The sequence below is a fragment of the Actinoplanes sp. NPDC051475 genome (assembly GCF_040689425.1).
Taxonomy (GTDB): domain Bacteria; phylum Actinomycetota; class Actinomycetes; order Mycobacteriales; family Micromonosporaceae; genus Actinoplanes.
In genome coordinates, this window is the sequence record NZ_JBFAZZ010000010.1 from 238,339 (window position 1) to 250,376 (window position 12,038).

General features: G+C 73.0%; 6 protein-coding genes. 4 read left to right on the forward strand and 2 right to left on the reverse strand.

What is annotated here, in order from left to right; translation table 11 throughout:
- Positions 1–15: 15 nt before the first annotated feature.
- The 3 genes from AB0368_RS22005 to AB0368_RS22015 all read left to right on the forward strand — a co-directional run bounded on the left by AB0368_RS22005 (position 16) and on the right by AB0368_RS22015 (position 2,827).
- Positions 16–1,830, forward strand: a complete 1,815-nt coding sequence (locus AB0368_RS22005) for an ABC-F family ATP-binding cassette domain-containing protein (RefSeq protein ID WP_366155777.1) — start codon at positions 16–18, stop codon at positions 1,828–1,830.
- Between the two features lie 77 nt (positions 1,831–1,907).
- Positions 1,908–2,369, forward strand: a complete 462-nt coding sequence (locus AB0368_RS22010; protein ID WP_366155778.1) for a DUF4383 domain-containing protein — start codon at positions 1,908–1,910, stop codon at positions 2,367–2,369.
- Positions 2,369–2,827 carry a DUF4383 domain-containing protein gene (locus AB0368_RS22015; protein WP_366155779.1) on the forward strand — a complete coding sequence of 153 codons (459 nt, stop codon included), beginning with the start codon at positions 2,369–2,371 and terminating at the stop codon, positions 2,825–2,827. The genes AB0368_RS22010 and AB0368_RS22015 overlap by 1 nt, the downstream gene beginning before the upstream one ends.
- A gap of 8 nt (positions 2,828–2,835) precedes the next feature.
- Here AB0368_RS22015 and AB0368_RS22020 read toward each other — a convergent pair whose 3' ends face one another.
- Entirely contained in the window at positions 2,836–3,438 is a 603-nt protein-coding gene (locus tag AB0368_RS22020; RefSeq protein WP_366155861.1) for a TetR/AcrR family transcriptional regulator, read from the reverse strand.
- A gap of 166 nt (positions 3,439–3,604) precedes the next feature.
- Positions 3,605–4,561: an acyl-CoA desaturase gene (locus tag AB0368_RS22025; RefSeq protein WP_366155780.1), complete on the reverse strand. Its 957-nt coding sequence runs from the start codon at positions 4,559–4,561 to the stop codon at positions 3,605–3,607.
- 326 nt (positions 4,562–4,887) lie between these two features.
- Between AB0368_RS22025 and AB0368_RS22030 the strand changes: the two genes are divergently transcribed.
- Positions 4,888–12,036 (forward strand): SDR family NAD(P)-dependent oxidoreductase, encoded by a 7,149-nt coding sequence (locus tag AB0368_RS22030; protein WP_366155781.1) that lies wholly within the window; start codon positions 4,888–4,890, stop codon positions 12,034–12,036.
- Positions 12,037–12,038: the final 2 nt, after the last annotated feature.

The following is a 12,038-nucleotide window of genomic DNA, read 5'->3' on the forward strand; positions in this document are numbered from 1 at the left end:
AGGCTTGACGGCATCGTGGCCAACATCGTCAATCTGGACCGGGTCAACAAGGGTTACGGCGCCGCCGGTCAGCTGCTCACCGACGTCTCTCTCGGGCTCGACGACGACGCCCGGGTCGGCATCGTCGGCTTGAACGGCGCCGGGAAGTCCACCCTGCTGCGGATGCTCGCCAAGGTGGAGGACCCCGACTCCGGCCGGGTCACCCACCGGCGCGACGTGCGTGTCGCCGCACTCCCGCAGAATCTCACCCTCGCCGCCGACGCGACCGTACGCGACGTCGTGCTCGGTACCGCCTGGCTCGCCGAGGACATGGGCGCCGAGCACGAGTGGGCCGGCGACGCCGGGGTCCGCGCGATCCTCGACGGGCTCGGCATGGGCTACCTGGGGCTCGACACCCCGGTCGGCCCCATGTCCGGTGGCGAGCGCCGCCGGGTGGCCCTCGCCGCTCTGCTGGTGCGCGAGTCCGACCTGCTGATCCTCGACGAGCCGACCAACCACCTCGACGTCGCCGGCGTCGACTGGCTCGCCCATTACCTGCTCGGCCGCCGCGGCGCGCTGGTGGTCGTCACCCACGACCGCTGGTTCCTCGACGCTGTGTGCACCGCGACGTGGGAGGTCGTGGACGAGCAGGTGCTCACGTACGAGGGCGGCTACGCGGCCTGGACCCTGGCCCGCGCCGAACGCCAGCGGGTGGCCGCCTCCATCGAGGCCCGCCGGCAGAACCTGCTCCGCAAGGAGATCGCGTGGCTGCGACGCGGCCCGCCGGCGCGTACCTCGAAGCCGCAGTTCCGGATCGACGCGGCCAACGCGCTGATCGCGGACGTGCCGCCGGTGCGCGACAAGGTCAGCCTCCAGCGGCTGGCCACCACCCGGCTGGGCAAACAGGTGTACGACCTGGCGGACGTCCGCCTCCAGGCCGGCCCGAAGACAATCTTCTCGGATCTGACCTGGCAGGTGGGGCCCGGCGACCGCATCGCGATCCTGGGTGCCAACGGCGCGGGCAAGACCACGCTGCTACGCCTGCTCGCGGGCATCACGAAGCCGGACGGCGGGCGCCTGGTCACCGGCTCGACGGTGCGGCCGGCGTTCCTCTCCCAGGAGCTCCGGGAGCTGCCGGGGCAGCTGCGCCTGCTCGAAGCGGTCGAGGAGGTGGCCAAGCGGGTCAAGCTCGGCGACCGGGAGCTGTCGGCGGGCCAGCTGGCCGAGGTCTTCGGCTTCACCGACAAGCGCATCTGGACCCCGGTCAGCGACCTCTCGGGCGGTGAGCGGCGCCGGTTGCAGCTGCTCCGCCTGCTCGCCGCGGAGCCGAACGTGCTGCTGCTCGACGAGCCGACCAACGACCTCGACACCGACACCCTGGCCTCACTGGAGGACCTGCTCGACTCCTGGCCCGGGACGATGGTGGTGGCGAGCCACGACCGCTACCTGGTCGAGCGCGTGACCGACACGGCGTACGGGATGTTCGGCGACGGCCGGTTGGTGCACCTGCCGGGCGGTGTCGACGAATACCTGGCGCGTCTGGGAAGTTCCGCCGTCTCCATCGGCCCGACGGCGACCGGCGGGGCCGGCAGCGGCATCGCTGCGCCGGAGGAGCCGGCGGGCATGTCGGCGGCCGAGGTGCGGACGGCCAAGAAGGATCTCGGCAAGCTCGAGCGGCAGCTCGCCAAGCTCGAGGACCGGATCGCGAAGATCAACGAGGGCCTCGCCGAGCACGGCAGCGACTACGACAAGGTCATGGAGCTGGACGCCCAGCTGAAGGCGGTCCAGGGGGAGCGTGCGCAGGTCGAGGAGGCCTGGCTGGAGCTGGCCGAGCGGGTGTCCGACGCTTGATCCGGGGGTGCTCCTGCGGGCGTCACCGCGATGCGCGAGAATCTTCGTGACACACACCGACGTTGGAGACGGACACCATGGCGCACACTCCGGTCAATCACCCGCTGCGGCCGATCTACCGCGCCCTGGGCGCGCTGACCGGCGTCTACCTGATCCTCTTCGGCATCGTGGGGATCATCGTCACCGCGGGCGACGGCATGTTCGGCAACGGCGGCGACCGGGTGCTCGGCCAGCACGCCAATCTGTTCTGGTCGATCGTCTCGCTGCTGATCGGCGTGATCGTGCTGATCGCCACAGTCCTCGGGCGCAACTCCGACGTCCTGGTCGACAAGTACTTCGGCTGGGGCCTGCTGGTCGTCGGCAGCTATGAGCTCGCCGCGCTGCGGACGGACGCCAACTTCCTGGACTTCAGCATCGCCACCGTCGTCGTGACGTACCTGGTCGGCCTGGTGCTCATCATGGCCGGTCAGTACAGCAAGATCGCGCCTTCGTCGCAGGCCGGTGCGCCGCGGCAGGTCCGCGAGGCGCAGAACGCCTGATGGCTCACTACCCCCTCAACCACCATCTCCGGCCGGCCTACCGTGCGCTCGCCGGTGCCGCCGGGGCGTTCCTGATCCTCTTCGGCGTCCTGGCCATCGCCGCGACCTGGGGTGACCCGTTCTTCCACCGCGGCCACGACTGGGTGCTCGGGCTGCGCGCCAACCCGGCCGGCGCCTGGCTGGCGACCCTGGTCGGGCTGGGGATCCTGGCCGCCGTCCTGCTCGGCGGCAACGTCCACCACCACCTCACCGTGGTGCTCGGCTGGGGACTGCTCGGAGTCGCCATGGTGCTGCTCGCACTCATGCAGACCGGCGCGAACATCCTCAACGCCTCGATGGTGAACGTCATCGTGCTGACCCTGATCGGTCTCGTGGTGCTGACCGCCGGGCTGTACGGCAAGGTCGGCAGCGCGGAGGCCGGCCGCACGGAGAGCGCCCAGGCCCACAACCCGGTCTGAGCCGAGGGTCAGCGGGTCTTGCGGGTGAGCAGGGACGGCTTCGCCTCGAGGTGGGACAGGCCGTTCCAGGCCAGGTTCACCAGGTGGGCGGCCACCATCTCCTTCTTCGGCTTGCGGGCCTCGGGCCACCACTGGCCGACCAGCGCCACCATGCCCACCAGCGCCTGCGAGTAGAGCTCGGCGAACTTGGGGTCCAGGCCGCGCGACTTGAACTCGGCGCCGAGGATGTGTTCGACCTGGTGCGCCACGTCGTTCATCACGCTGGAGAAGTTGCCCGCCGGCTGGAGGGCCGGGGACTCGCGGACCAGCACCCGGAAGCCGTGCGGTTCGTCCTCGATGTAGTCCAGCAGGGCGAGCGCCGCCTGTTCGAGGAGTTCGCGGGGGTGGCCGGCGGTGAGGGCCGCCGCGATCCGGTCGAGCATGGCGCGCACCTCCCGGTCGACGACGACTGCGTAGAGGCCCTCCTTGCCGCCGAAGTGCTCGTACACGACGGGTTTGGAGACCTTGGCGCGGGACGCGACCTCCTCCACGGACGTGGCGTCGAAGCCGCGTTCGGCGAAGAGCTGACGGCCGATGACGATGAGCTGCTCGCGCCGTTGCGCGGCGGACATGCGGACGCGGGACGTGGCAGGGGTCGCCGCGGCCCGGCTCGACGCCGCGACGGTGCGTGCGCGGCGGCCTCGAGGCTGGTTGCTGGTCTCGCTCTGCTCGGTCACCCGGCCATCCTGCCAGCAGGGCCGCCGTCCCACGGTCCCGCGTGCGTGCCGCCGCGGCCGGTCACGCTTCGGACTTGACCATCTTGGCGGCGATGCGGTCCGGCTTCGGCCAGCGTACGTGCGAGGCCGCGCCCGCCTTCTCGAGCAGCCAGATCAGCCGCGCCGAGCTGTCGATCTGGCCACGGAGGACACCGTGCCGGGCGCAGGTCGGGTCAGCGTGGTGCAGGTTGTGCCAGCTCTCCCCGAAGCTGATGATTGCCAGAGGCCAGAAGTTGGACGCCTTGTCTCCTTCGCGTACCTCGAACGGGCGCTCGCCGTACACGTGGCAGACCGAGTTGATCGACCAGGTGACGTGGTGCAGCAGGCCGATGCGCACGAAGCCCGCCCAGAAGAGCGCGGTCAGCGCTCCCCGCCAGGACCAGGTGACGAGGCCGCCGACGGCGGCCGGGGCGAGGACCGTGAAGATCACGATGGTGGGGAAGAGCCGGTCGACGATCCGGATGTCCCGGTCGGCGAGCAGGTCCGGCGCGAAGCGGGCACGGTTGGACAGCTCGCGGCTGAAGAGCCAGCCCATGTGGGCGTGCCACAGGCCCTTGGTCAGCGCCCAGAAGCCGGTGCCGTAGCGCCAGGGGGAGTGCGGGTCGCCCTCCTGGTCGCTGAAGGCGTGGTGGCGCCGGTGGTCGGCGACCCACTGGATGATGCCGCCCTCGATGGCCAGCGAGCCGGCCACCGCGAGCGTGATGCGCAGCCAGCGCTTGGCCTTGAAGGAGCCGTGGGTGAAGTAGCGGTGGAAGCCGACGGTGATGCCGAGGCCGCCGACGAGGTAGAAGACCACGCCGATGACGACGTCTGTCCATGTCAGCCATCCGCCCCAGGCGACCGGCACGGCCGCGAAGACGGCGAGGAACGGGATGACCACGAAGCCGTAAAGCGCGACGAGGATGCCGCGCGGCTGGGGTCCCTCGGTGAGCGGTTTGGGGCCGGCGGGGGTGGCCGCTTCGGCGCGGACGGAGGTCATGGCACCTCTCAGAGTTCAAGAAGCTACGGCTACGTCACCGTAACCTACGTAACCGTAGGGAGGCCACGGGAAGTGCCGTTCCGGCGACCGTCGCCGACCACTCCGACGATCCCCAGAAGTCCTACTGAGCTGGGCTGATATATCTCCGGGAAGATGCACGCCCTACGAAAAATTCTGCACTTTTTCCATCGAGAAGGTGTAACAGTTTTGTAATCAGAGATCGATAATCTCCGCTGCGAACTACATTCATGTATCGAGATCTCTCGTTCCCCTCATCCCCCTGCGCCCCCTGTTCGACCGTGTCCGAATCACGAAGCGGGAGTCCGATGAAGACAGCGCGACAGACGAGCTCCCTGGTGCTGGCCGTCAGCGGCGGCCCCGGGCTGGAATCGAGCCCGCACCAGGTCGCAGCGGCCGCGCGGGCCGGCGGCGTGGGCGTCCTCGACCTCCGCTCCGGCGACGCGTGGAGCCTGCGCGTGCTGGCCCAGGCGGCGCGCCGCACGGGTGCGGGACTCGGGGTCCGCGTCACTGCCGCCTGCGCCGCCACCCCCGCCGACCTGGAGCGGGTCGCCGGCGCCGCGGTCGAGCTCGTGATCGTCACCGCGGACGCCGGATGGGACGTCGCCGAGCTGGCCGAGCGCTACCGGGTCCTGGTGGAGGTGACCAGCCTCGCCGAGGCTCGGGCGGCCGCCGCCGCCGGCGCGAACGGGCTGGTCGCCCGCGGGATGGAGTCCGGTGGCCGGGTCGGCGACCTCAGCTCCTTCGTGCTCCTCCAGCAGCTCGCCGGCGACCGGACCGGGCTGCACCTGCCGGTCTGGGCCGCCGGTGGCATCGGGCCGTACACGGCGGCGGCCTGCGTCGTCGGCGGGGCGGCGGGTGTGGTGCTCGACAGTCAGATCATTTTGCTCCAAGAGTCCACTGTGTCCGATCACGCGCAATCGGCGATCCGTCGCATGGACGGCACCGAGACGGTGCTGCGGGACGGCGTACGCGGACTCGATGTCGGCGGCGTCCTGCTCCCGATCGGTCAGGACGGCTGGCTCGCCGCCGACTTCGCCAAGCGGTACGCCGACACCGCCACCGCCGTACGCAGCGTGCGCGACGCCATTCTGGACGCGCTCGGCCACGCGGAGGCCGGCGAGGCGCTGAGCCCGGGAGCGCCGCTGGCCCGTACCCTCGGCGTCGATATGCCCGTCGCGCAGGGCCCGATGACCCGGGTGAGCGACGTCGCCGGCTTCGCGAAGTCCGTCGCGGACGGCGGCGGCCTGCCGTTCATCGCCCTCGCCCTCGCGAACGCCGAGCAGAGCCGGCGGATGCTCACCGAGGCCGCCGCCGCGCTCGGCGACCGGCCGTGGGGCGTGGGCGTCCTCGGCTTCGCGCCGGAGCAGATGCGGGCCGCGCAGATCGAGGTCATCCGCGAGATCCGGCCCGCCGTGGCGATCATCGCCGGCGGCCGCCCCGCGCAGGCCAAGGGGCTGGAGGCCGACGGGATCAGCTCGTTCCTGCACGTGCCGTCGCCCGGGCTGCTGCGGCAGTTCCTGCAGGCCGGCTCGCGCAAGTTCATCTTCGAAGGCGCCGAGTGCGGCGGCCACGTCGGCCCGCGCGCCAGCTTCCCGCTGTGGGAGGCGCAGCTCGGCGTGCTCGCGGAGTTCCTCGCCGGGCGGCCGGAGGGCACGGCCGCCGAGCTGCAGGTCTTCTTCGCCGGCGGCATCCACGACGAGCGGTCCGCGGCGATGGTGGCCGCGATGGCGGGTCCGCTCACCCGCCGCGGTGCCCAGGTCGGCGTGCTGATGGGTACGGCGTACCTGTTCACCGAGGAAGCCGTCACGCACGGAGCGATCCAGCCACTGTTCCAGCAGCAGGCGATCGAGGCGACGGCTACCGCGCTGCTCGAGACCGCCCCCGGCCACGCGACCCGCTGCCTGGAGTCGGCGTTCGTCGACGACTTCCACGGCCTGCGCGACCAGCTCGAGGCCGCCGGCGTGGAGAACCGGGTCGTCTGGGAGCAGCTCGAGATGCTGAACGTGGGCCGGCTGCGGATCGCCAGCAAGGGCGTGACCCGCGACGGCGACCAGCTGGTCGGCGTCGACGAAACCACTCAGGCGGCCGAGGGGCTGTTCATGGCCGGCCAGGTCGCGGTCCTGCGCGACTCCGCGACCACGATCGCCGGCCTGCACGAGCAGGTCACCGCCGCGGCCGCGGCCACCCACGCCGACCGCGTCACCGGCCTGCGGGCCGACCTGGGGCTCGACCCGGTGCTCGAGCCGGAGGTCGTCGACCCGCTGGACATCGCGATCGTCGGCATGGCCTGCGTCTTCCCGGGCTCGCCCGACCTGGCGAGCTTCTGGGAGACCGTCGTCAGCGGCGCCAACAGGGTGGGCGAGGTGCCCGCCGACCGGTGGGACGTCGACACGTACTACGCGCCCGAGGTCGGCCCCGGACAAACCGGCCGGATCACCGTCTCCAAGTGGGGCGGCTTCATCGACCCGGTGCCGTTCGACGCCATCAAGTACGGCATCCCGCCGGCGGCGCTGGCCAGCATCGACCCGACCCAGCTGCTCGCCCTGGAGATCTCGCACCGGGCCCTGCTCGACGCGGGGTACGCGTACGACTCGGGTCACGACCACGGCCGGACCGGCGTGGTGTTCGGTGCCGAGGCGGGCAGCGACATGAGCCAGACCCAGACGCTGCGGACGCTGCTGCCCGGCTACCTCGGCGACCTCCCCGAGCAGTTCGAGGACCTGCTGCCGACGGTCACCGAGGACACCTTCCCCGGGGTGCTGGCGAACGTCATCGCCGGCCGGGTCGCCAACCGGCTCGACCTCGGCGGCCCCAACTACACGGTGGACGCCGCGTGCGCCTCCTCGCTGGCCGCCATGGACTCGGCCTGCAAGGAACTGGTCGCCGGCGACAGCGACCTGATGATCTGCGGCGGCGCGGACCTGCACAACGGCATCAACGACTACCTCATGTTCACCTCGGCGCATGCGCTCTCGCCGACCGGCCGGTGCCGCACGTTCGACAGCACCGGCGACGGCATCGCGCTGGGCGAGGGCGTCGCGGCGGTGGTCCTCAAGCGGCTCGCCGACGCGGAGCGGGACGGCGACCGCGTGTACGCCGTAGTCAAGGGCCTCGGCGGCGCCAGCGACGGACGGGCGCTCGGCCTGACCGCTCCGCGCGCGGAGGGCCAGCGGCGGGCGCTGGATCGGGCGTACGGCGGCGCGGGCATCTCGCCGAGTGAGGTGGGGATGGTCGAGGCGCACGGCACCGGGACCGTGGTCGGTGACCGTACCGAGCTGGAGACGCTGACCCGGCTGTTCACCGAGTCCGGGGCGCGCCCGGGCGGCACGGTGCTCGGCTCGGTCAAGTCGCAGATCGGCCACACCAAGTGCGCGGCGGGCATGGCCGGCGTCATCAAGGCGGCGCTCGCCCTGCACACCGGCGTGAAGCCGCCGACGATCGGGCTGAGCCGGCCGAACCCGGCGTGGAGCCCGGAGGCCAGCCCGTTCGCCTTCCACACCGAGACCCGCCCGTGGGCCGCGCCCGCGTCCGAGCGGATCGCCGGGGTCAGCGCGTTCGGCTTCGGCGGCACCAACTTCCACGTGGTGCTCAGCGCCCACGCGGCCACCGCCGACCCCCGGCACACCCGCCAGGAGTGGCCGGCCGAGCTGTTCATGTTCCGCGGGACCACGGTGGAGGCCGCCCGGCGCAGCGTCAGCAAGCTGCTCGACAAGCTGCCCGGCACGGGGCCTGTGCGGGAGCTGGCCGCCGCGTCGGCCCGCGAGTCGGACCCGCGGACCGGTCCGGTGCGCATCGCGGTGGTCGCGTCCGACGTCGACGACCTGGCCGACCTGCTGCGCCGCGCGCTCGGCGGCGAGCACGACCCGCGCAGGGGCCTGATCCAGCCGCCGGCCGCCACCGAGACCGGCAAGGTCGCGTTCCTGTTCCCCGGCCAGGGCAGCCAGAAGCCGGGCGCCCTCGCCGACCTGTTCGTCGCCTTCCCCGAGCTGCGGGAATACCTGGAGCTCGGCAGGGAGTGGGCCGACCTGCTCTTCCCGCCGGCCGCGTTCGACGAGGAGACGGAGAAGGCCCAGCAGGATCGGGTACGCGACACCCGCGTCGCCCAGCCGGTCCTCGGCATCGGCGGTCTCGCCGCCGACCACGTGCTGCGCCGCCTCGGCGTACGCCCGGACATGGCCGGCGGGCACAGCTACGGCGAGCTGGTGGCGTTGTGCACCGCGGGCGCCTTCGACCCCGCCACGCTGCTCGACCTGAGCCGGGAGCGGGCCGCCGCCATCCTCGCCGCCGTCGGGGACGACCCGGGCACCATGGCCGCCATCAGGGGCACCGCCGACCAGGTGCGCGACGTGCTCGCCGCGGCAGGACTCGCGGGTGAGGTGGTGCTGGCGAACCACAACGCGCCCAAGCAGGTCGTCATCTCCGGTCCGACCGAGGCCGTCGGGCGGGCCACGGACGCGCTGACGGAGGCCGGGCTGCGGGCCCGTGGCATCCCGGTCGCGGCCGCGTTCCACAGCCCGGTGGTGGCGGGCGGGGCCGCCGCCTTCGCCGACGTGCTCGCCACCCGGGCCATCGGCGCGCCGGAGGTGCCGGTGTGGTCCAACCGGAGCGCCGAGCCGTACCCGGCGGAGGCCGACGCCGTGCGCGCCGGGCTGGCCGCCCAGATCGGTGCCCCGGTCCGCTTCGTCGAGCAGGTCGAGGCCATGTACGCCGCCGGCGCCCGCGTCTTCGTCGAGGCGGGTCCGGGACAGGTGCTCACCGGCCTGGTCGGTGCCGTGCTCGGCGCCCGCCCGCACCTGGTCGTCACCGTCGACGGCCGCCCGGGGCAGGGGCTGCGCGCCCTGCTCACCGCCGCCGCCGAGCTGGCCTGTGCGGGCGTACCCGTGGAGACCGGCTGGCTCTTCGCCGGGCGCGACACCGCCGGCCCGGCCGTCCCTGCGTCCCACCGTCCCACCTGGACCGTCGACGGCCAGGCCGTGCGCGATCGCGACGGACAGTGCCTGCCCGGCGGGATGACACCCGCCCGGCGCATCGAGATCGAGGAGTTCACGATGACCGCAGTGCCGGGGCCCGAGGGCGCCCGTGACAACCGCAGCGAGCTCGTCAGCGAGTTCCTGCGGACGAGCCGGGACCTGATCGCGACCCAGCGCGACGTGCTGCTCGCATACCTGGGCGAGGGCTCGGGCGGCGGTCGCCTGGTCTGGCAGCCGGGGGAGGCCGCACCGGTGCAGGCGCTGGTGCCTGTCGCGGCGCCTATGTCGGCTCCCGTGTCGCCGGCGCCCGCGGCCGCTCCCGCGGCGGCGGTGCACTATCCGACGATCGCCGAGACGGAGGCGCTGCTCGCGCCCGCGCCGGCCGCGCACCCGGGCCTGGACGTGCAGAGCGCCGTGCTCGCGGTGATCAGTGAGCGCACGGGTTACCCGGAGGAGCTGATCGAGCTCGACCTGGACCTCGAGGCGGACCTGAGCGTGGACTCGATCAAGCGGGCCGAGGTGGCCGGTGAGGTGGCGAACAAGCTGGGTCTGGCCGTCGAGGGTGACGAGTCGGAGCTGGAGGACCTGGTCAAGGCCCGCACGGTACGGGCGATGGTGAGCTGGCTGGACACCCGCATCAACGCGTCCGCGCCCGCGACGGCACCGGTCGCCGCCGCACCGGTGGTGGCCGCCGCCCCGGCGATCGACGTGCAGAGCGCGGTCCTGGCGGTGATCAGTGAGCGCACGGGTTACCCGGAGGAGCTGATCGAGCTCGACCTGGACCTCGAGGCGGACCTGAGCGTGGACTCGATCAAGCGGGCCGAGGTGGCCGGTGAGGTGGCGAACAAGCTGGGTCTGGCCGTCGAGGGTGACGAGTCGGAGCTGGAGGACCTGGTCAAGGCCCGCACGGTACGGGCGATGGTGAGCTGGCTCGACTCGAAGATCAACGCACCGGCCGAGCCGGCCGGACCGGCCGCCCCGGCGGTCGCCGAGTCACCGGTCAGGGTCGAGGCGAGCGAGCCGCCGCCCCGGGCCGGTATCGCGCCGCAGCGGCTGGTGACACGCCTGGAGGCGGCGGCGCCGGCGGAGGCGACCGCACCGGGGCTCGCCGGGACCCGCTTCCTTGTCACCGGCGGCGGCGCGAGCGGCGACCGCCTGGCCGAGCTGCTCGCCGAGTCCGGCGCGCAGGCGACGACCGGGTCGACCGCCGACGAGCCGGCCGGGGCGGACGGCGTCGTGCTCCTCGACGGACTGGCCGAGGGTGCCGGGCCGCTGCTGCCGGACGCGTTCGGATTCCTCAAGAAGGCGCTGGCCGCCGGCCCCCGCTGGCTCGTCGCCGCCGGCCCGGAGCAGGGCGGCGCGCGGACGGACGGGCTGACCGGCCTGTTCCGCACGATCGCCCGGGAGTACCCGGAGACGGTCGCCCGCTACGTCGAGGTGAGCGCCGGGGCGTCCGCCGACGAGATCGCGCGCGGCCTGGTCGAGGAGCTGCACGACACGACGACGGCGCCGGTCGTGCACCGCCGCGCGGACGGGCGGCTGGTGGGCCGGCTCACCGAGGCCGGGCTGGGCATGCTGGCCGACGGCGGTGCCGGGCCGGCCGGCGACGGGGTGGCCGAGGCGCGGGCGATCGGGCTGGACCAGGACTCGGTCGTGGTGCTGATCGGCGGGGCCCGGGGCATCACGCCGTGGTTCGCGCGTACGGTCGCCGCCGCCTCCCGGTGCCGGATCGAGCTGGTGGGCCGCACCCCGCTGCCGCAGACGGACGAGGACCCGGAGCTGGCTGCCGCCGCTGACAAGGCGGCGCTGCGGGCGGCGCTGGCGCGGCGTGGCATGCGCTCGCCGGCCGAGATCGACCGCACCGCCTCGGCACTCCTCGCCGCCCGCGAGGTCAACGCCACCGTGGCGGAGCTGACCGAGCTCGGGGCACAGGTGCGCTACCACTCGCTGGACGTCCGCGACGACGAGGCCACCCGCCGGTTCGTCAAGCGGGTCCACGACGAGCACGGCCGCATCGACGGCCTGGTCTACGCGGCCGGGATCATCGAGGACAAGCTGATCGGCGACAAGGACCCGGCCTCCTTCGAGCGGGTGTTCCGCACCAAGGTCGACGGCGCCCGGTCGGTGCTCGACGCCCTGGACGCCTGCGGGGCTGAGCCGCGGTTCGTGGTGATGTTCGGCAGCATCGCCGCTGCGTACGGCAACCGCGGCCAGAGCGACTACGCGGCCGCCAACGACGCGCTCGACGCGATGGCCACCCGCTGGTCGCAGGCCACCGGGCACCGGGGGCTGACGGTGCACTGGGGACCGTGGGCCCCGGTCGGCGCGCACGGCGGCATGGTGACGCCCGAGCTGACCGCCGAGTACGCCCGCCGCGGGATCGGCCTGATCGACCCCGAGGAGGGGGCGCTGAGCCTCCTGCGCGAGCTGGCCTGGGGCGACGCCGCGCAGACCTCCGTCGTGCTCACCGCCTCGGGCTGGTAGGC